Raw genomic sequence first — 21,055 nt, 5'->3', positions numbered from 1 at the left:
AGTAAGCTGAAGATTTTGTCCGTTTGTTTGGTGGGATTTAAGACTAAAAATGGTCTTAAATAATTATGTGTTTAGAAAATAATATCCATTGTTGTTTGTGAAGAGCTTTGTTTATAGCTTTATGAAGCAAGAAATGGTATAAATCCTTATTTTTTTAAATTATGGAGCGCGAGTATTTTTGCAGCATTATCCATTTACTAACTCTAAAGCACTTTGAAAAAGTAAACGACCGTCAGTACCTCCGTGGGCGGGTTCAATAAAGTTTTCAGGATGGGGCATCATACCAAGAATATTACCAGCTTTATTAACAATACCAGCAATATCTTTCATTGAGCCGTTCGGGTTTGTATTTTCTGCATAGCGAAAAACAATTTGTTCATTGTCTTCCATTTGTTTCAATGTTTCACTATCAACAAAATAATTTCCGTCATGATGGGCAACAGGACAACGAATAATTTGTCCTTTAGAATAATATCGAGAAAATTTTGTCTTGGCGTTGACGACTTCAAGCTTGATTTCACGACAAACAAATTTTAAAGAAGCGTTACGCATTAAAGTACCGGGTAATAATCCTGCTTCCAACAAAATTTGAAATCCATTACAGATACCTATAATTGTCGTACCTTCTTGTGCTTTTTCACGAATGGCTTTTAAGATGGGAGTTCGCGCTCCAATCGCACCACATCTTAAGTAGTCGCCATAAGAAAAACCACCAGGAATAATAATAACATCTACATCTGGAATTGTTGTTTCTGTTTGCCAAATTTTTAGTGGCTCAACTCCCGTTATATGATGTAATGCTGCAACCATATCTCGATCACGATTTAATCCAGGAAGTTGAATGATGGCAGTTTTCATGAGCGTTTCACTTACAGAAGTTCGATTGTATAATTTTCAATGACAGTATTTGCGAGTAACTCTTCACACATTTGTTCAAGTTTTTTCTTTGCAGTTTCAGAAGGTAAATCATCAAGAACAATATCAAAAACCTTTCCTTGACGAATAGATTGAATGCCTTCGAAAGCCAAACTTTTTAAAGCACCGACAATTGCTTCTCCTTGTGGATCAAGAACGCTTTCTCTTAAAGTAACTGTAATGCGTGCTTTCATTTTTTGCTTCCTGCTTTTTAAAAGAACCTCTCCTTTGAAGAGGGGTGTTTGTATAAGGTGATGTTTTTTACCTTGTTTTTACTTTACGAGAACGGGACCACTTGGTCGTGTTGGTTCGTTTTCATTCATAATACCAAGACGTTTAGCAACTTCTTGATAGGCATTAATAAGCCCTCCCATATCACGACGAAAACGGTCTTTATCCATTTTTTCTTGTGTGTGCATATCCCATAGTCGTGCAGAATCAGGAGAGATTTCATCAGCAAGAACAATGCGCATTGTTTCATCTTCCCACAGGCGACCAAATTCCATTTTAAAATCAATTAATTGGATGTTAACACCGGCAAAAAGCCCAGAAAGAAAATCATTAATACGAATTGAAAGTTGCATGATATCTTCTATCTCTTGTGGGACAGCCCACCCAAAAGCTGTGATATGTTCTTCCGTTACCATAGGATCATCGAGAGAATCATTTTTATAGTAGAATTCAATGATGGATTGCGAAAGCGGGGTTCCTTCTTCCAGTCCTAAACGCTTAGCAAGAGAGCCGGCAGCAACATTGCGAACAACAACTTCCAACGGAATGATTTCCACTGCTTTAATAAGCTGTTCGCGCATGTTTATACGTTTGATAAAATGTGTTGGGATGCCCAAACGTCCAAGATGGCTAAAAATATGTTCCGAAATTCGGTTGTTTAAAACGCCCTTTCCGTCGATAATTTCATGTTTTTTTGCATTAAAGGCAGTTGCATCATCTTTAAAAAATTGAATATAAGTTCCTGGTTCAGGTCCTTCATATAAAATTTTAGCCTTGCCTTCATAAATACGGTGGCGACGATTCATCATGATTCTCTATTTATCTTGAGAGGTTTTTAATAACATTAATAAATGATACTATCCTAATTGATAGAATTTCTCAATGATATTGCTATGATACTTTTATAATTTTTATCATTACACGTTTACCCAAAGGTGAAGATACATAAGCGATGAGAAAGAAGATCACCTCTTTTGGATCAAATTTTTGCAAGAAAGTGAGAGAGGACCATAAGCCCTTCAGGCCAAGGTCCGTGTCCGGATTCTGCGTTAATATGGCCAGAATACCCAGCATCAACAAAGAGTGATCCCCAATCATTGGCAATTTTTTCTGCTACTGAAAATTGACAAAACTCATCGTTGCGACTGGCTATGACAATAGAAGGAAAAGGAAGCTTTTGGCGATGATAGGGGCCAAATGTCATTAAATGTTTGGGACGTATTTTTTCATTGGCGACATCTGGAGGTGCAACAAAGAAAGCGCCACAAATTTTTTCTGTATTTTGTACAGTTGCATGAATAACACTGGGAACTCCTAATGAATGAGCAATAAGCATAACAGGCCTTTGAGCTTTTGCGATGGCGGTTTTAACTTTGTTAACCCACTCTTCACAAACAGGCTTTGACCAATGGAGTTGTTCAATGCGGCTGGCTGTCGACAATTTTTTTTCCCAGCGTGTTTGCCAATGATCTGGACCAGATCCTTTGTAGCCAGGAACAATAAGAATATCCAGTTGATTTGCTTTCATGAATTGTTTTCTTTGTTACAACAGATTTTTGATCATAGGTTGAATGGATTTTGGTTTTCTATGTCGCTTTATTGTTCTTCAAAAACACGTTTAAAAATCGTATTGATATGTTTGGTGTGGTAAGAAAGATCAAATTTTTCGCGAAGTTCTTCTTCACTTAAAGCTTTGGTAACATCTTTGTCGTTGAGGAGTTCTTCTAAAAAATCTTTTCCTTGTTCCCAAACTTTCATCGCATTTCGTTGTACAATCCGATAAGAATCTTCACGACTAATCCCTGCTTGTGTGAGTGCTAAAAGAACCCGTTGTGAGTGAACAAGACCGCGGAATTTATTGAGATTTTTTTGCATATTTTCTGGATAGACAATGAGATTTTCAATGACAGATGTGAGGCGAGAAAGAGCAAAATCAAGTGTAATAGTCGCATCTGGAGCAATATAACGCTCAACAGATGAATGGGAAATATCACGTTCATGCCAAAGAGCTACATTTTCCATGGCTGGGAGTGCAAATGCACGTACCATACGGGCTAATCCAGTTAAATTTTCTGTTAAAACTGGATTACGTTTGTGAGGCATTGCCGATGAACCTTTTTGCCCAGGTGAGAAATGTTCCTCTGCTTCAAGAACTTCTGTTCGTTGTAAGTGGCGTATTTCTATTGCTAGCCTTTCAATAGAGGAAGCAATAACACCAAGTGTTGCAAAAAACATAGCATGACGATCTCTTGGTATTACTTGGGTGGAAACCGGTTCAGTACGCATCTTCAAGGCTTTTGCTACATGTTCTTCAACGCGTGGATCGATATTAGCAAAAGTTCCTACAGCTCCTGAAATCGCGCAAGTAGAAACTTCTTCTCGTGCAGCAAGAAGACGTTTGCGACAACGGGAAAATTCAGCGTATGCAAGAGCAAACTTGATTCCAAATGTTGTCGGTTCAGCATGAATGCCATGACTCCGCCCAATGGTGATTGTCTCTTTATGCTCAAAAGCACGTCTTTTTAATGCTTCAAGAAGTTGATCTATATCCTCTAGCAAAATATCACTCGCACGCATCAATTGAATGTTCAGCGTTGTATCGAGAACATCAGATGATGTCATGCCTTGGTGGATAAAACGTGCCTCTGGTCCAATGAATTCAGCTAGGTGGGTTAGAAATGCGATAACATCATGTTTGGTAATTGCTTCAATTTCATCAATGCGATTGACATCAAATTTAGCTGCTGCCCCTTTTTCCCAAATGACTTTGGTGGCTTCTTTCGGAATAATCCCTAAGTGAGCAAGGGCATCACAGGCATGGGCTTCAATTTCAAACCAAATACGATATTTTGTTTCGGGAGACCAAATTGTTACCATTGCAGGGCGGGAATAACGTGCGATCATCATTTTTTTCCTTGTTGTGAGAGGATTGCGGCTTGGCGCAATGCACTAATACGTGTTTTGTAAAGCTCTTTATTGCCATCTTTATAAATTGCAGAGCCTGCGACAAATACATTTGCACCAGCTTTTGCAGCTATCCCAATTGTATCAACGGTGATACCACCATCAACTTCAAGATCAATAGGGCGGTTTGCAATCATGCTTTTAACGCGCTTAATTTTATTTTTTATTTCTGGAATAAAACTTTGTCCACCAAAACCGGGATTGACCGTCATGATGAGAATGAGATCTAATTGATCAAGCAAATATTCCAGTACATGTTCAGGGGTGCTTGGATTGAGTGCGATTCCTGCTTTTTTCCCCATTTTTTTGATTGTTTGTAATGAACGATGAAGATGTGGACCTGCTTCAGCATGAATAGTTATAATATCTGAACCTGCTTTTGCAAAAGCTTCTAAATAAGGGTCTACTGGTGCGATCATCAGGTGGACATCAAATATTGCTTTTGTTAATGGGCGCAGAGCTTTGACGATTTCAGGACCAAAGGTGATGTTAGGAACAAAGTGCCCATCCATAATATCAAGATGAAGCCAATCTGCACCAGCATCAACAACATCTAACATTTCTTGTCCAAGTTTAGAAAAATCAGAAGCCAAGAGAGAAGGCGAAATGAGATGAGAATGGGGCATTAAAATCTCCTTAGATTGGCAGTTTTTATCATATCGCTGTGTATACACAAATATTTTTTGTGTTATGACGGAAAAGAAAAAATATGTATTATAGGTCTTTTTATGGAAAGATTGCTTGAAATTTTAAAGCTTTATAAGTGAAAGATATGTCGAATCATAAAACATATTTGATGCCTGAACTTCAACATAAACATACTATTGCGGTTTCTTCTCAAGAATATCGAGATGCCATGAGTCTTTTTGCAGGAGCTGTGCATATTGTGACAACAAATGGTATTAAGGGAAGACGTGGGGTGACTGTTTCGGCGTGTTGTTCTTTATCTGATGATCCTCCAACCCTTCTTGTTTGTCTCATGCGCCATAATTTAAAGAATCAGGTGTTTATGGAGAATGGAAATTTTTGTGTTAATAGCTTGGCAGGAAAACATCGCTCATTAGCGGATGTTTTTTCGAGGCGTTGCAATTCTACACAAAATGAGCGTTTTGATGTTGCTCAATGGGGAGCTTTGCAAACGGGGGCGCCTAGTCTTTCAGACGCTCTAGCGTCGTTTGATTGTCGTTTGATTTGTTGGCACGAACACGCAACCCATTGTGTTTTGATTGGTGAGGTTGTTGCAATCAACTGTAATAAAGAAAAAGATGCTTTGATGTATTTGAAACGTGAATATCACACTTTGCCTTTATAAAGATTTTATTTTTTTGCATTGATGAAATGATTTATTGTTGCTTCATTTAGATTTTAAACAATGTAGAGAGTAGGGGAGGGATGGCTCTGATATCTGATATTAGATTTCCTTCTTTTTAAAGTTTTTCAATAAGCGAAAAAAATGATTCTGGATGAGATTTGATCAAGAATTCAATCTACATAAAAAAGCGATCAAACCTAAACAGTGCATTTAGATATATTCGTCGATTGTTATGAAAAAACATTTTACTCTTGTGTTGATGGGTATTGCACAATATATAGACCGCACATAGCATATGTGGAGGTTTTTTATTGCATGAGCGAAGAGATTGATGGTCAATATCGCCCTAGTGAAGATGAGCCTTTTATGAATGAGCGGCAAAAGGCGTATTTTCGTGCTAAATTGGTTTCTTGGAAGAATGATATATTAAAAGAAGCTCGTGAGACTTTGGAAAATTTGCAGGAAGAGAATGTTGGTCAGCCCGATTTGACTGATCGGGCTTCTTGTGAAACTGATCGTACAATCGAATTACGTGCTCGTGATCGTCAGAGGAAACTTATTTCAAAAATAGATGCTGCTTTAGAGCGCATTGATAATGGGACATACGGTTTTTGTGAAGAAACCGGCGAACCCATTAGTATCAAGCGTCTTGAGGCTCGGCCGATAGCCGTTTTGTCATTGGAAGCGCAAGAACGTCACGAACGACGTGAAAGAGTTTATCGCGATGATTAAGGTTATTGAGATGATAAACAAACGAAATTCGTGGTGATGAAATTGTATATTTTTATTTTTGAGGGGTAGGAATGAATAAAGATGGTTCTTGCCGCCCCTCAATTTCGGCGGTGATGGCTGAATCTTTTACCGCTTGATTCGTAAAAGGAGAGGGACTTTTATCCGATACATCGTTTCTTTCTGGAGGGGCGGAATTTAGATGTGTGTGTGTTTCTCTTTTTTGTATTTTTGATGTACCAGTAATATCGGATTCTACAACCACATCTGTTAATCCGCCAATAAGGAGCAAATGTTCTTTATTATCGCAACGGACTAAAACAAGGCGGCGTGCTCGATCTATAGAAATTACTTCACATAATGCTAATCGTGATAGACTTTTTTTTCTATTAATGCTGTATCTTCCTGTACTTAAGCGACGTAAAAACACGATAATTACGGTAATAGCTGCGATTGTTATTATAAAAAGCAAAAAGCTTATCGTTATGTTTGCAGCAGATACACCTATCTGCTCTGATAACCAGATATACATAGATTTTCTCCCATTTTGGATGGAAATATTATTTTTTATTGAGATAAATTTATAAACATACCCTCAAAAGGTTCACTTATAATGTAAGAAATAAACTTTTGAATATTAAGCGAGCTTATCTTAGATAATATCATAGTATATACTTTATAACAACATAACAACGAATATAAAGGAAGTTTTGTGACATAAGAAATAGCTATAAGCTAAGGCAAAGAGAGATGGATAAAGATTTTGAGAATAATGAAAGATCAGCGTCTTCGTTTCATCGGAGAGTTGTGATTTTTGGTGTTGTTTTTGTATTAGGTTTTCTTTTCATTGTGGGTATTTTAGGTTTTTTTTATCCACAAAACTATTTGCAACAGGCGATATCAATATCTTTTTTGATTCTAGCAATGATCGGTGTTGCAACACTCGTTTTGTGTGGAATGGGAATTTTAAGATATCATGTGTGGTCGCATGAAGATTTTGATTTTAGCATCTTTAATAGGAGCGATGATGCAATTGTAATCTCTGATCTTTCTGGTTTTGTTTATTATTCTAATCAAAACTATCGAAAAATTCTGACCTATAAGCCTGAAGTGTCTTGTTATAGGGTTATTGCAGATCTGCCAGGAGCTGGTGCACTCTCGTACCGCTTAAAGGTTGCAGCCTGTAATAATCTTGCAGCGCAAGAGGAATTGAGAGTAGAACAACCAATTTTTACCGATTCTACACCAAAAAAATCTGTTTGGTATAATATTTCCGTTCAACCTATCACAAAACAGAAAAAAAAGCTTTTATTTTGGCGTATTACTGATATTTCGCACTTACAACAAACGCGAGAAGTTTTTTTCTCGAACCTTCAAGAGGCTATCAATCACTTGGATCAAGCTTCTATTGGTTTTGTATCCGTTAATAGACAAGGAACTATTCTTTATGCCAATGCGACTTTTGCCGAATGGTTTTCAATTGATTTAGCGAATTTCTCAATTGGTCAATATAATTTTGATTCGTTATTTGATAGCGTTGGCGCTAAGAGCTCATGGAGTGATATCTGTTTACAAACCAACAGATATCAAAGTTCAGGTTACTTTTTACCTTATAGGTTTTCGTTATGTTTAAATTCACACACGACTTGTGAGAAAATATTCCATTGTCTTATATCTGTTTCTTCTCTCTTAGAAGAGGAAGCCATTTATCGTGTTGTGATCATTCCACAACAAATACAAAAAGAAGAGGATGATCAATTAAAATTACCCAGCATATTAGGAGAATATTTTGATGCAAGTCCTTTTGCAATAGCCGTGGTGGATCATGCAGGGCAATTGGTTCATATGAATAATGCTTTTTCATCACTCACGGGATGCATGGATAAAACGATCAATTTTTATGATGTTATTTCTCGTCGTGATTGTGTGCAGTTAGAGCATGCCTTTCAGAAAATTGCGACAAATAAAAATTATTTTGTTTCTCTAGAAACTGTTTTAGAAAAAAATGAAGAACGCCATTTACGTCTCCATGTTATGTCTGTACCACCATATCATGGTGATGCATTGCAAGATTTGGTCATTCTCTCTGTCATTGAAACAACAGAACAAAAAACGCTTGAAGATAAAATGATGCAAAGTCAGAAGATGCAAGCTGTAGGACAATTGGCTGGCGGCATTGCTCATGATTTTAATAATGTTTTAACAGCAATTTTAATGTCATGTGATCTTCTTTTAAATACGCATCGTAGTTCTGATCCTGCTCATGCTGATCTGATCAATATTAAAAATAATGCTAATCGTGCAGCTGCTCTTGTCCAGCAATTATTAGCTTTTTCTAGAAAGCAAACACTTCGACCTGAAGAAGTTGATTTTACTGAATTTTTATCAGATATCCGCAATCTTATTTTACCACTTTTGGGGAATAATATTCAGTTAAAAATTATCCATGGAAGAGATTTGTGGAGCGTTGAAGTTGATCAAGCATCTTTTCAGCGTGTTATTATGAATTTGGTTATTAATGCGCGTGATGCCATGTTAGATGGAGGTATTGTTACGATTGCGACAAATAATATTACAAAGCAACAAAGTGCTGAATTTAATCATCTTGGATTAGCAATTGGCGAGTATGTGCAATTGACTATTTCAGATACAGGGGCTGGTATATCTGCTGCTATACAAGAAAAAATGTTTGAGCCATTTTTTACAACAAAAGAAGTTGGAAAAGGAACAGGACTTGGTTTATCAATGGTTTATGGAATTATCAAGCAGAGCGGTGGGTATATTTATTGTGAAAGTAAAGAAGGTGAAGGAGCAACATTTCATATTTTTCTTCCCCGTTATATCCCCAATATAAAAGGAGAAATTTCTCAAAAGATTGAAAAAGATGAAGAGAAAGATAAAAATATAGACTTAACAGGATCTGCGACTGTTTTATTAGTTGAAGATGAAGATGCGGTCAGAATGGGGGGGGTAAGAGCTCTTCAAATGAGAGGATATACGGTTTTAGAGGCAGCAAGTGGGGTGGAAGCACTCTCTATTCTTGAGGAACAAAAAGGAGAAGTTGATATTATTGTTTCCGATGTGGTGATGCCAGAAATGGATGGGCCAACTTTATTGAAGGAAGTCCGTAAAAACTATCCTGATATCAAATTTCTTTTCGTTTCTGGATATGCAAAAGATGCCTTTGCTAAAAATCTTCCAAAAGATGCTGTTTTTGGTTTTTTATCTAAGCCTTTTACACTCAAACAGTTAGCTGTAACAGTTAAAGAAACACTTTCGTCATAAACAAAAATTTATGCAATAGAAAATTGCGTATTTTAAGATTTTTTAGGCGAAATACGAGAGTATTTTGATAAATAGAGCTTATGATAATGTCATAGAATTGAATAAAGAAGAAAAATTTTAAAAATGAACTAAAATTCAAAAAATTACATATTTTGTGCAAAAATTTATGAAGAGATGGACTCTATTATGTCAATATTTCATAGAGATTTTCAATTGTAGATACTGAGCAAAAACTATGTGTAAAGCATTGAAATATGCTGATTAATAGATTGTTGATACACTCAAAAAGATAAAAGCTGTTGTTGCGTATCGACCATTTTGCTCTTCCCTTCAATAAATGCTTTTAAGGCTTCGGGATAGAGTTTATGCTCTGCTTTAAGAACTCTTTGTGCTAAGCACTCAGCAGTATCATGGGGATAGACTGGAACGGCTGCTTGGGCAAGGATTTTTCCTGCATCCATGTCTTCTGTAACAAGGTGAACAGTGCAACCCGTGATTTTTACACCTGCTTGTAAAGCTTTTTCATGTGTGTTTAAGCCTTTAAATGAAGGCAAAAGAGAAGGATGAATATTTAGAATTCGTCCTTCATAAAGTTTTACAAAACGTGGTGAGATAAGGCGCATATACCCTGCAAAGCAGAGAAAATCCGGTTTATATTGATTTAAAATTGTAAAAATATTTTCTTCATGCTCTTCTTTTGTTTTGTAAATTTTACGATCAACAATATGAATAGGTAAGTTATGGTTTTGCGCTTTTTCAATACCGTTGGCACGCGGATTATCGCAAATAACCGCGACGATTTCAGCAGGATATGCCGTTTGTTGGCTAGCTTGAGCAAGGGCGACCATATTGGATCCATTACCAGAAATGAAAACGACGATTTGTTTTTTCATAAATGCAGTACCCCTTTATAAAGTATTCCTTTATTTTGATCTTGGCATTTTGTTAAAATGCCAAGGGGAGTTACAGTCTCTCCTTTTCTTTCAAGAGCTTGTGTAATTGTTTCAGCTGCATGCTGTGCTACGATAATGATCATGCCAATACCACAATTAAATGTTCTTAACATTTCTGTTTCTTCTATTTTACCTTGTTTGGCAATCCATGAAAATACTGCTGGAACATTGATGGTAGAAAGATTAATTTCAGCGCAGAGAGAGGATGGAAGGACACGTGGAATATTTTCAGGAAAACCTCCACCCGTAATATGAGCAAGAGCTTTAATCCCTTCATATTTTCGCATGATGGGAAGAAGCGATTTTACATAAATGCGTGTTGGTGTAAGAAGTGCTATACCAAGGCTGCTTTCGGGGGAAAAAGGGGCAGGGTCATTCCATTTGAGATAATTTTGCTGGATGATTCGTCGAACAAGCGAAAAGCCATTGGAATGAATTCCAGAGGCGCTTAGACCTAATATAATATCACCTTCTGTCAAATCTTTTGAAGGGAGTAGCTTGCTACGTTCGCATGCTCCAACAGCAAAACCAGCTAGATCATAATCTCCCTCTGCATACATTCCTGGCATTTCTGCAGTTTCTCCTCCAATAAGGGCAGCACCGGCTTGTTTACATCCTTCTGCAATACCGGAAACAATCGCAGTTCCTTGTTCAGGGTCAAGCTTTCCAGTTGCAAAATAATCCAGAAAAAAGAGAGGTTCAGCCCCTTGTACGAGTAAATCATTGACACACATAGCTACAAGATCAATACCTACAGTGTTATGGTGACCTACTTCAATGGCAATTTTTAATTTTGTTCCCACACCATCATTGGCTGCTACTAGGATAGGATCCGTAAAGCCTGCTGCTTTTAAATCAAAAAGTCCACCAAAACCACCAATTTCTGCATCTGTTCCGGCTCGTTTTGTTGCGCGTATAAAGGGTTTAATTTTTTCTACCATGGCATTACCCATATCGATGTTTACACCGGCTTTTGCGTAGGTAAGACCAGCTTTGGATTTATCCCCAGCCTTGGATTTATTATTTGTAAGATCTTGATTGCTCATTGGAGCCTTCCTTTAATGGAAAATCAGGTTTTGATATTATGCAATGCCATGATAGAGTTCTCTCTGCAAGAGATATTGATAAGAAAATAAGCAACTTTTCTTGTACCTTATTTTGAAGTTGTTTATAATTTTTTGTGAAGAATTTTTTAGGATATTTTATGAGCAAGATATCAGATAATCACGGACAGTCCTCTTGGCAGCTTATGAGAAAGAAAGTGAGTGAGAATACATCTCGTGATCGTTATAAGACTTATGTGCCAGCGTATACTCAATTACCTTTGCCGAATAATATGAAAAGACAAATCTTTTTTTGGCTTGGTACGCTGATTTTTTTCATTCTTTTTATGTTTGTTTTTGGATCAATTTTGCTTCCTTTTGTGGCAGGGATTGTGTTGGCTTATTTTCTCAATCCCATTGTTCAATTACTTGAAAAATTTGGTATTCGTCGTGTGTTTGGGACTGTCCTTATCACCCTATTTATTGTTATTACCTTTGTTGCTGCTTTAATTATTTTGATTCCTGTTATTAGTTGGCAAATACAGCAATTTATGAGTGATGGTTTACCTGTTTACATTAATCGTATTCAAACCTTTTTTGTTGAGCATGATTTTGATTGGTTAAGGCGCTATTTTGGAAGTGATCCAAATGAATTACGGAATAATATTAAAGGATTTTTGGGAGAAGGTTCGGATTTTATTACGTCTCTTTTGAATTCACTTTTAAAGTCAGGAAAATCAATCGTTAATATCGTTAGCCTATTTGTTGTGGCACCTGTGGTGGCATTTTATATGTTATTAGATTGGCCACGTATGGTAACAGCAATCGATTCGTTAATACCGCGTGATCATCTTGAAACTGTTCGTAGTATTTTTCATGAAATGGATAGAGCTATTGCAGGCTTTGTTCGTGGACAAGGAACAGTTTGTCTCATATTGGGAGGCTATTATGCTATTGGTTTAACGATTGCAGGACTCAATTTTAGTCTTTTGATTGGTATGTTTATTGGTCTTATTAGCTTTGTTCCTTATATCGGCACAATGAGTGGCTTGGTCCTTTCTGTTGGTATTGCATGGGTCCAGTTTTATCCCAATAATTGGGGGGGAATCATCGTTGTGATGGCACTTTTTTTAATTGGTCAGTTTATTGAAGGTTATATCCTTCAACCCAAGCTTGTAGGTTCATCAGTGGGATTACATCCCGTATGGTTGATGTTTTCACTTTTTGCTTTTTCTTCACTCTTTGGTTTTACTGGTATGCTTGTTGCTATTCCTGCGGCAGCGGCTGTTGGCGTTTTAGTTCGTTTTGCTCTTCATACTTATCTGAGTTCTCAGATGTATTCGAGAAGCGGAAATTCGGAGCCGCTAAAATGAATGGGCGTGAAACGCAATTATCTTTAAATTTTCCTTATGATCCGATTTTTCAATTTGAGGATTTAGTGGTAACGGAAAGCAATCGTATGGCTTTTCAGCTTATTGATCACTGGCCCAATTGGAGCTTACCTATTGCAGTTTTGGTTGGTAAAGAAGGCTCTGGAAAAACGCACTTTTCTAATATATGGCTCCAAAAAGCAGATGCTTTCAGGATTCAGCACAATGAAATTGATCAGGCTATTACTATGGCTTCTTTAGGCAGATCATTTTTAATAGAGGATATTGATGCAGGTGAAATCAATGAGACAGAACTTTTTCATTTAATTAACAGTATTAAGCAAGCAAATCTTGATGCACGACAAGCTACTTTATTGATGACGGCACGAACACTTCCTTCCGCTTGGAATTTAATGTTAAATGATCTAAAAAGTCGTCTTAATTCGGTAATGTTCGTTGAAATTAATCAGCCTGATGATGCATTGTTAACAGCTGTTGCATTTAAGCTTTTTTCAGATAGGCAACTTATTGTACATCCAGATACGGTTTATTATCTTGTAAGTCGTTGTGAACGTTCTTTATTTTCATTGAAGCGTGTTATTGATTCTGTTGATCAGTTGGCATTACAAAGAAAAAGAAAAATAACACGTTCTGTTATTGCTGAAGTTTTGAATAGAAGAAATTCGTAAATACTCCTTATCATGGCTTACTTATTCTGTCCTTCTACTATCGTTTCAATACGTGGAAAGACAAGTCATTTAAATTTTCTCCTTTTTGGATATCTATATAAGAGTAAAAAATAATATTTTTTACTTTTGTCATGTGTTTATTTTAAATAGCTTTGAGATTTTATTGTATGATGTTGAATTCTTTCCATCTTCGCATTTGAAAATTTTTCTAAAAAGAGCGCTTTATTTTATTTATAATGAAATCTTTGTGCTTTGAAAAAATGTTTGTTGTTTATGGATTTGGATTGTAGAAGATTCTAGAATTTTTAATAAAAGAGTCCTTGGGAAGATAGAAAAAGAGAGGAAAAAGCTTAATACAGCTGAATTTTTTGGCTTATGTGCTCTTTGGAAAAGTTTTTCTATGATATTTAAGTCGTTTTTTTCTAAAATTGTATCTGTGGAATGCATTTTGATACAGTGAGAGCTTGCTTAAAAAAGGACAAAAATTATGAAGTCCTTATAGAGAAATTCATTCTTTTTTAATATAGATTGGATTTTCTACGGAGGTTATTTTCTACTACTTGTTAATAAATCTGTTATTGAGTAGGGAAAAAAATTTAAAAATGTGCTTTTTTGTAAAGAAATGCAACAAAATTAAAAAAAAGTGTGTTTTTCTCTTGCACTTCTGTTGTGAAAATTTTAGGAAATGTGCATCAAGTAAATGTAAATGGCGGAGCGTAGCGCAGCCTGGTAGCGCACCTGATTTGGGATCAGGGGGTCGTAGGTTCGAATCCTATCGCTCCGACCATATTTGATTGAGTATGTGAGAATGACCCAATTGGGTACGTGTGGTGAGAAACTATCATTCAAGCGTTGTGTAATCTGAAGGAAAAAGGCATGATCGCACGTATTTATAGTCCTGCTAAGACAGCTATGCAGTCAGGTAAGGCGAATACAGGTTTTTGGATTCTAGAGTATGAGCCGGTGAAAGCGAAAATGCTTGAACCTCTTATGGGGTACACGGCAACGTCTGATATGAATAATCAGGTAAGAATCCGATTTAATAGGAAGGAAGAAGCGATTGCTTTTGCGCGTAAGAATGCTATCTCTTACCGTGTAGAAAAGAAACATACGTCGATTCGACGTGCTATTTCTTATTCTGATAATTTTCGCAGTGATCGGCAGCATTCTTGGACACATTGAATTAAAGATGCTATTTTGAATTGAGAAAATAATCAGTTGGGTCCCGTAGCTCAGCTGGATAGAGCAACGGCCTTCTAAGCCGTGGGTCACAGGTTCGAATCCTGTCGGGATCACCATGTTTAAATGATATTTATAGGCTATAAAAAGTTAGAGGGTTTTCCTTTTATTCTATTAGCTTATTTTTCTGTATAATCCTGAATCTTTTTGATGTTTTTTGGTTTATTTTGTTGCTACACGTTTTCTGTTGACTGTTTTAGTATAAAATAATGCTGTTTTATCTTTTTTCAGTAATAATTGTTTTTGATTATTGAAACTTATAGCACATTGCATTTTCGTGCCGCGTGTTGCTACTACATTACATGCTTTAGGAAACAGATTGTAAAAATTATTTTTTAAGAGCTTCTTTTCATCTTTCTGAAAATGAATATTTTATTTCTTAGATTAGATTTAAGCATTGCTGCTAATGCTGGTGAAATTGCCAAAAAACATCTATTGTGATTTTTTTTATTTTTTATGAATAATATTATTACGTTTTTTAGCATGATCTTTGGTAAGATTGATTTTGATTAGATACAAGGCATGATGGATTCGATTTAGAACAGTTTATGAAACATTGAAGAATAAAAACGATATCTGTTTATGATGAGAATTTATAGATGGCACAAGAGGTGGAAAATATCTTCTTGTCTTGGAAGCTGTGATTCATAACAAATTACTTCTTTATAGTTTTTTCGTATAAAAAGATGTTATATCTGCCGTCCAGATAAGATATTGTTTTTTTTCAGTGAGAGACACTTGCGGACAATTTGATTTAACATGATTGTCACTGTTTCTCAGGTAGGGTTGTAGGTTTCATCAATGTTTAGGTTTTCTTAGTCTTATAGGTTTAAGAATATACACTGTATATTTATATGAATGAAGATAGGTTGTATCTTAGAGTTAAATTTTTAGATTTCATATTTACATTTTCAAATGTTTTTTCTTATTTCTTTATAGCTTGTACATCATGTGAGAAGTATTTTAATATTTTGGATAACAATCACATTAAAATGTTATGCAGATGAGCTCTGAAGATCTAAACTCACACGGTTCAAGGTGATCATTATATCAATAGGAATACAGTGTGAAGAGAATGCCATTTTACAGGCTTTGTTTTAAGAGATATCTCTTAAAGCTCACTTCGCGCTGGCGCTCGTGAATGGTACAATGATAAATCCATTGAGCTCCATCATCTTTACACTTATGAAGAAATAAGCTGACATTATCATACACTTTGCCTATTTGTCAGCCTCCGATGTTGCAATAGATCTCAGCACTTGAGGCATTTATCGGCATTTTTGTGCTTTTTTATACAATTTTTACTTAATATTAATTCCTCTTATGACGTGTAAGAGAGACGGTTTTGTTTAATTCAATATAAATAGGTTTGAAATGAGAAAACATTACGATATTCGGATTTCTCATTCAACATGGCAAACAATAAAACATGATTATAAATCAAATGTATTTTTAGAATGAAAAAAATTGCTTTTATCGTGTTTTTTACTCTTTTTAATATTTTATTATAATCTGTAATTGGTAAACTCAAAATACAGCTCTAAGGTTAAGTGTTTTATATCTATCGAAGTGACTGTGGTTATATCTAACTGTTTGGACAACAAGTTGTATACCAATAGACATGAAAGAATTAAGAAAAACAGGGGATAGATCAGGAAACAAACAATATTTTTTAGAACGGAAGCCTATGCTTGTGGAAAGAATTTTAAAATCAAACTTCTAATCTGTTGCAAAATGAGGCTGTTATTACGTTTGTGATACTTTTAGATGGCTTCCCCTAAGAGGCACTATCAGAACGTAAAAAATATTAGAAACACTCCGTAAAGTATGCCCTTTGTAGAGGCATATTGCAAAATCTTATTTCCGAATCTTTATTTACGCATCCCGTACCTTGGAAGAATACGATAATTCGATAATTTATTTATACTATAAAGTTGAATGGTGGGCGTGACAGGGATTGAACCTGTGACCCCTACGATGTCAACGTAGTGCTCTCCCGCTGAGCTACACGCCCATTCATTGATGTTGCATACACCATATAGAATGCCAAACGTCAATGCCTAATTTAATTTTCTCTTTCAACAGATGCAAATAACTTTAAAAAATACTTTTTAAGCAGCGATAAGGATCTTTTCAACTTCATTGACGAGTTCACGTAAGTGAAATGGTTTAGAGAGAACCTTTGCATCAGGAGGGGCATCACTATTTGAATTGAGTGCTACCGCTGCAAAACCTGTAATGAACATTACTCGTAAATCAGGGTCAATCTCAGTAGCACGTCGTGCGAGTTCGATTCCGTCCATCTCTGGCATCACAATATCAGTCAGGAGAAGGGAAAATGGTTCTTCTTGTAAACGTTCATATGCGCTAATACCATTATCGAAGTCGGCGACTTCGTAGCCTGCACGTTCTAGGGCTTTTACGAGAAAGCGACGCATATCGTTATCATCTTCTGCGAGCAGGATTCGTTTCATGATTATATTCCAATGGCTCCATTTGTCAGAGTTTTGCCGCATCAATTATACAATATAGAGTATTTATAAAAAAGATGGTAAAATGCTCATAATTGAAATGAATGGCAAAATGGTTAATTCTTATATTCTGATTCAAAATACAGCATATTCGTTGTGAGTTGGTTAAATTCGAAATATATGTGATTTTGAAAAAAGAAGGGGTTCTCTAAAACTACTAAGATGATTCTTTACTATCTTTTCTTTTAAAGTTACTGATTATTATCAGAATTCCATTAAAAAACTTATGAAAACCGTTATTGTAGGGTTTTCATATATCGAGAAATTAGAAGAATATTATGTTAATTTATTGTTTTTAAAAAGTTCTCCTAAGAAATAGAAATTTTATAGTTATTTGTTTTTATAGAGATTTGTAATAAATATTATAAATGCGCTTTATTTCCAGTTTTTTCCTTAAATAGATGAAAACTATTATTTTCCTAGAATAATATTAAATTATCACTTAATAACAGATCAAAAATAGTATTTTGATGCTTTATTTGTAAATATGTATCATGTTATATTAAGATAGATTTATTATTTTTATTTATATAAATAGTTTTTTTATTAATTTATTTTTTATGATGTAAAATAATATTGTTTAATGTAATGATATACTTTGTATATTAGTTTTTTAGTAGAATGCGTGGTGAATATTTAGGTTATGGCTTGCCTGTAAAGGCTAGAAAACAAATCATATGAGTGGTTGGAAAGAAAAATCTATTATATTTAAAAGTGTTTGTAGATCCAATGCTCGTAGAAACTTTCTTTTTTGATGGGGCGGAGCGAAAATTAAGGTTTAATGTTATTTTACAGATACATTATCGGGAATAAAGGCATCAAATGCAGCCCAAAATTGTTTTTTATAATCTTCGTTAATCATAATTGTATCCAGTTCAGCGCCTGTAATAGTAATACTTTCTGTTAGACGTGTGTGTTGGCATAATTGCCGCACTTCAATGTTGTTTGCAATATTGTTTTGATTGGCAAGAATAAAGAGTGTTGGGATTCGTAAATCTCCATGAAGTACATTTCTCTTCATAGAATCAATCGCATTAAATACTGAAGCCATCCATTGGGATGTTGGGGGCTTAATGGAAGGGAGCGGCACTTTATGTATGTGTCCCAATTGTATATTTTTTTGTTTTGTCTTGTTTAATTTTTTACTATCTTTCGCTGGTATAAAGCCAAGACCCATATCAGAAAGAAATTGTGTTAATTTATGTTGAAAACTATTCGTTTTATTGCCGAATGGAGCAAAAAGGGGAGAAACACAGAGCAATCTATTAAACTGATGATTAATGAGATCTAATCCGCTAAGTGCTATCAATCCACCTATGCCATAGGCGAGCATAGAGTAAGGTGGCGGACAATTAGGATAAACAATATTTTTAAGAAATTTATATAAGTCATTAATATCATTATTTATATCAAAACAATGATGTCGGCTTTGTTTTCTTATCTTGAAAGATGTTTTTTCTTGATCAAAGCAGTCAAATATTGCTGTATGAAAACCGCGTTTAGAAATTTCATTTATTAATAAAAAATATTTTTCTAAAGTATTTGCGTAGCTTTTGAGAATAACAATTGTTCCCTTAGATTTTTCCACCTCAGGATATGTTATAGCAAAACGAATTTCGTGATCTATTGCTATTTTAAGAGTATCATGATGGATATTAAGAGAAGTGGAACCCCAATCTATGGGATAAAGAGGTGTTTTCAATTGAAATCCTTTACAGTGTATTTGCCACTTAGTACTTTGACATTTATGTAATGAAGAAAGAGGATTAAAAAAGGGGTATATTGCTTTTTAGATAGTTTTTATCAATTTAGGTCCCAAAGAGTTGAAATAAAGAAAAACGATTACTAGATAATATAGTGCGGTTGCCATAATGGGGCCGCAGGTTCACAAGTAAGTTTGCCATATGGGAACTTTGTGAATTAGTTATAAATTATAGTCGCTCTAGAGGAGGGCAATATTATGCGTCAAGTAGATTTTTCACCATTTTATCGTTCCACAGTAGGTTTTGATCATCTTTTTAACTGGTTTGATTCTAGAACACAACCAGAGGAAGTTTCTTCTTATCCCCCTTATAATATCGAGCGTTTAACTGAAGATTCTTATAGAATTTCTATGGCTGTTGCTGGTTTTGCTCAAGATGAAATTGATATTGAAACGCATTGTAACCAGCTGATCGTTAAGGGAGACAGAAAGTCTAAAAATGATGATGAAGAGCGAGAATTCCTTTATCGAGGTATTGCTTCGCGTGCTTTTGAACGGCGGTTTCATTTGGCTGATCATGTTAAGGTTATTGGGGCAGAACTTGGAGATGGGCTTCTTCATATTCAGCTTAAAAGGGAAATGCCAGCTGAATTAAAACCCAAAAAGATAACCGTACAGATGTCACCATCCATTACAAAAAATGATAACAGCGACGTTATCGTGTAAAGAAAATTTAGAAAATATGAGATCGGATAATTATAAATTTTTCTGAAAAATAAAAAACGCGAGGCAAAAGGTCTCGCGTTTCGTATGTGTTTTCCTAAGAACGAAGCGCATTTTAATAAAAAAGCTTATCTCGAATTTATGATAAAATATCATTGCACATTATTCTACGTTGAAGAAAAAGTTCATGTGTGTGCAATTGAAATGCATAATGATTCACTTTTTAAGTAAGCTTATTTATAGCATTTTAAAAATGGTCGGAGCGGCGGGATTTGAACCCACGACCCCTTGACCCCCAGTCAAGTGCGCTACCAAGCTGCGCTACGCTCCGAGTTCGTGTAAAACGATTAAATGACTGTTTCTTTAAAGGCAAGAGAAAAAATAAACAGAATAAAATCTAAAATGCTCTTGCACTTAGAGCTTTTGAAAGTAAAAATTTTGGACATCAATATTTTGTTGTTAATTCAAGATAAATAACGAATTTGTAAAATTCTTTGTGATCATTAAATTTTTAGCTCTATAGTTAATAGATGTATGCATTTAATTACTTTTGAGATTGTGAGGAGGGGGGTAAGATTGGTGTAGAAGGTATGAATTGGAGCAAATGAGTGCTGAAGGTATATTTTTTTCTTACCTAATCGTTACTTTTCTAAAAAGATAAAGATTTTCAAAAGAAGAGGAGTGAATATATGGTTTTGAAAAGTTTTCGTTTTTTAGAGTTTTATAGACGAGGTATTTTCATTTTATATGGATAAAAAATTGTAAGTTCTGGATTGTATAATCACAAATCTCATTTTACGGGTATGTATTTTTATCCAAATAAACAAGATCAGAATGCTTTAATTTATGTTTTGTTGTTTTTTTTCTAAAATATCAGATAAAATATTATAGAGGAAAAACTTTCAAAGTGTCTATTGAACTAAGAAAAGAGTAAACTATGAGCCGTTTTTCGGTAATAAATTTGACGCAAGCAGCAGTGGATCGTGTTAAAGCGATTATGGATGCAAAAGATGCACAGGGTATTCTTGTTGGTATCAAAAAAGGTGGTTGTGCAGGGATGGAGTATACAATTACTCTTGTCAAAGAAAAGGGGATAGATGCGGATGTTGTTGAAGTGAATGGTGCCCGTGTTTTTGTAGCACATGATGCGGTATTATTTTTATTAGGGACGCAGATGGATTATGAAGTGACAACGCTGCGGTCTGGTTTTATCTTTAAAAATCCTAATCAAGTTTCAGCATGCGGGTGTGGAGAATCGGTGGAACTTCGTCCTGCTACGCAGGATCAATATAAAACAAATTGAGCTAAGCTAAATTATAATTTAGTAATTTTAGAGGGGCTTATTCTTTTAGGTAGAAGAAATCTACTA

General features: G+C 35.3%; 19 protein-coding genes and 4 tRNA genes. 10 read left to right on the top strand and 13 right to left on the bottom strand.

What is annotated here, in order from left to right; genetic code table 11:
* Nucleotides 1-186: 186 nt before the first annotated feature.
* The 6 genes from purQ to rpe all read right to left on the bottom strand — a co-directional run bounded on the left by purQ (nucleotide 187) and on the right by rpe (nucleotide 4,736).
* On the bottom strand, nucleotides 187-858 hold the full coding sequence (gene purQ / locus ACFINL_RS07530) for a phosphoribosylformylglycinamidine synthase subunit PurQ (protein ID WP_375611545.1): 672 nt from the start codon (nucleotides 856-858) through the stop codon (nucleotides 187-189).
* A gap of 11 nt (nucleotides 859-869) precedes the next feature.
* Complete coding sequence (purS, locus tag ACFINL_RS07525) at nucleotides 870-1,109, bottom strand: phosphoribosylformylglycinamidine synthase subunit PurS (protein WP_375611546.1); 240 nt, start codon at nucleotides 1,107-1,109, stop codon at nucleotides 870-872.
* A 78-nt stretch (nucleotides 1,110-1,187) separates the two neighbouring features.
* Nucleotides 1,188-1,952, bottom strand: coding sequence for a phosphoribosylaminoimidazolesuccinocarboxamide synthase (gene purC / locus ACFINL_RS07520; RefSeq protein WP_375611587.1), 765 nt, complete (start codon nucleotides 1,950-1,952; stop codon nucleotides 1,188-1,190).
* Between the two features lie 173 nt (nucleotides 1,953-2,125).
* On the bottom strand, nucleotides 2,126-2,674 hold the full coding sequence (locus ACFINL_RS07515; protein ID WP_375611547.1) for an RBBP9/YdeN family alpha/beta hydrolase: 549 nt from the start codon (nucleotides 2,672-2,674) through the stop codon (nucleotides 2,126-2,128).
* 68 nt (nucleotides 2,675-2,742) lie between these two features.
* Entirely contained in the window at nucleotides 2,743-4,050 is a 1,308-nt protein-coding gene (gene purB, locus ACFINL_RS07510) for an adenylosuccinate lyase (protein WP_375611588.1), read from the bottom strand.
* Entirely contained in the window at nucleotides 4,050-4,736 is a 687-nt protein-coding gene (rpe, locus tag ACFINL_RS07505) for a ribulose-phosphate 3-epimerase (RefSeq protein ID WP_375651273.1), read from the bottom strand. Before rpe ends, purB begins: the two co-directional genes overlap by 1 nt.
* A 146-nt stretch (nucleotides 4,737-4,882) precedes the next feature.
* Between rpe and ACFINL_RS07500 the strand changes: the two genes are divergently transcribed.
* Entirely contained in the window at nucleotides 4,883-5,422 is a 540-nt protein-coding gene (locus ACFINL_RS07500) for a flavin reductase (RefSeq protein WP_375611549.1), read from the top strand.
* Between the two features lie 315 nt (nucleotides 5,423-5,737).
* Nucleotides 5,738-6,154, top strand: coding sequence for an RNA polymerase-binding protein DksA (gene dksA / locus ACFINL_RS07495; RefSeq protein ID WP_015856486.1), 417 nt, complete (start codon nucleotides 5,738-5,740; stop codon nucleotides 6,152-6,154).
* Between the two features lie 52 nt (nucleotides 6,155-6,206).
* Here dksA and ACFINL_RS07490 read toward each other — a convergent pair whose 3' ends face one another.
* On the bottom strand, nucleotides 6,207-6,683 hold the full coding sequence (locus ACFINL_RS07490; RefSeq protein ID WP_375611550.1) for a hypothetical protein: 477 nt from the start codon (nucleotides 6,681-6,683) through the stop codon (nucleotides 6,207-6,209).
* Nucleotides 6,684-6,901: 218 nt separating this feature from the next.
* Here ACFINL_RS07490 and ACFINL_RS07485 point away from each other — a divergent pair, with 218 nt between their 5' ends.
* Nucleotides 6,902-9,436 (top strand): response regulator, encoded by a 2,535-nt coding sequence (locus ACFINL_RS07485; protein WP_375651271.1) that lies wholly within the window; start codon nucleotides 6,902-6,904, stop codon nucleotides 9,434-9,436.
* A gap of 281 nt (nucleotides 9,437-9,717) precedes the next feature.
* Here the strand turns inward: ACFINL_RS07485 and purN are convergent, their stop codons facing one another.
* Entirely contained in the window at nucleotides 9,718-10,329 is a 612-nt protein-coding gene (gene purN / locus ACFINL_RS07480; RefSeq protein ID WP_375613082.1) for a phosphoribosylglycinamide formyltransferase, read from the bottom strand.
* Complete coding sequence (gene purM / locus ACFINL_RS07475; protein WP_375651269.1) at nucleotides 10,326-11,435, bottom strand: phosphoribosylformylglycinamidine cyclo-ligase; 1,110 nt, start codon at nucleotides 11,433-11,435, stop codon at nucleotides 10,326-10,328. The genes purN and purM overlap by 4 nt, the downstream gene beginning before the upstream one ends.
* A 158-nt stretch (nucleotides 11,436-11,593) precedes the next feature.
* Between purM and ACFINL_RS07470 the strand changes: the two genes are divergently transcribed.
* From ACFINL_RS07470 to ACFINL_RS07450, 5 genes are all read left to right on the top strand, one after another.
* Nucleotides 11,594-12,805, top strand: a complete 1,212-nt coding sequence (locus ACFINL_RS07470; RefSeq protein ID WP_375613080.1) for an AI-2E family transporter — start codon at nucleotides 11,594-11,596, stop codon at nucleotides 12,803-12,805.
* Nucleotides 12,802-13,491, top strand: a complete 690-nt coding sequence (gene hdaA, locus ACFINL_RS07465; RefSeq protein ID WP_375651267.1) for a DnaA regulatory inactivator HdaA — start codon at nucleotides 12,802-12,804, stop codon at nucleotides 13,489-13,491. Before ACFINL_RS07470 ends, hdaA begins: the two co-directional genes overlap by 4 nt.
* A 710-nt stretch (nucleotides 13,492-14,201) precedes the next feature.
* A tRNA-Pro gene (locus tag ACFINL_RS07460) sits at nucleotides 14,202-14,278 on the top strand.
* Nucleotides 14,279-14,367: 89 nt separating this feature from the next.
* Nucleotides 14,368-14,673, top strand: a complete 306-nt coding sequence (locus tag ACFINL_RS07455) for an ETC complex I subunit (protein WP_375613078.1) — start codon at nucleotides 14,368-14,370, stop codon at nucleotides 14,671-14,673.
* 39 nt (nucleotides 14,674-14,712) lie between these two features.
* A tRNA-Arg gene (locus ACFINL_RS07450) sits at nucleotides 14,713-14,789 on the top strand.
* 1,880 nt (nucleotides 14,790-16,669) lie between these two features.
* Here ACFINL_RS07450 and ACFINL_RS07445 read toward each other — a convergent pair.
* The 3 genes from ACFINL_RS07445 to ACFINL_RS07435 all read right to left on the bottom strand — a co-directional run bounded on the left by ACFINL_RS07445 (nucleotide 16,670) and on the right by ACFINL_RS07435 (nucleotide 18,963).
* A tRNA-Val gene (locus ACFINL_RS07445) sits at nucleotides 16,670-16,744 on the bottom strand.
* Nucleotides 16,745-16,841: 97 nt separating this feature from the next.
* The gene (cpdR, locus tag ACFINL_RS07440) at nucleotides 16,842-17,204 is read right to left on the bottom strand and encodes a cell cycle two-component system response regulator CpdR (protein ID WP_005773448.1); all 363 of its coding nucleotides are present in this window, start codon (nucleotides 17,202-17,204) and stop codon (nucleotides 16,842-16,844) included.
* A gap of 841 nt (nucleotides 17,205-18,045) precedes the next feature.
* Nucleotides 18,046-18,963, bottom strand: a complete 918-nt coding sequence (locus ACFINL_RS07435) for a serine aminopeptidase domain-containing protein (protein ID WP_375611557.1) — start codon at nucleotides 18,961-18,963, stop codon at nucleotides 18,046-18,048.
* 258 nt (nucleotides 18,964-19,221) lie between these two features.
* Here ACFINL_RS07435 and ACFINL_RS07430 point away from each other — a divergent pair, with 258 nt between their 5' ends.
* A complete protein-coding gene (locus ACFINL_RS07430; protein WP_375651265.1) occupies nucleotides 19,222-19,689 on the top strand; it encodes an Hsp20 family protein in 468 nt (155 codons plus the stop codon).
* A gap of 251 nt (nucleotides 19,690-19,940) precedes the next feature.
* Here ACFINL_RS07430 and ACFINL_RS07425 read toward each other — a convergent pair.
* Nucleotides 19,941-20,017, bottom strand: a tRNA-Pro gene (locus ACFINL_RS07425).
* Between the two features lie 606 nt (nucleotides 20,018-20,623).
* Here ACFINL_RS07425 and ACFINL_RS07420 point away from each other — a divergent pair.
* Nucleotides 20,624-20,989, top strand: a complete 366-nt coding sequence (locus ACFINL_RS07420) for an iron-sulfur cluster assembly accessory protein (protein WP_273791397.1) — start codon at nucleotides 20,624-20,626, stop codon at nucleotides 20,987-20,989.
* The last annotated feature ends 66 nt before the right edge of the window (nucleotides 20,990-21,055 follow it).

Origin of the sequence: Bartonella sp. AA78NXGY (genome assembly GCF_042197005.1) — a bacterium.
Lineage (GTDB): Bacteria > Pseudomonadota > Alphaproteobacteria > Rhizobiales > Rhizobiaceae > Bartonella.
This window is presented reverse-complemented; position numbering and strand designations above follow the sequence as displayed.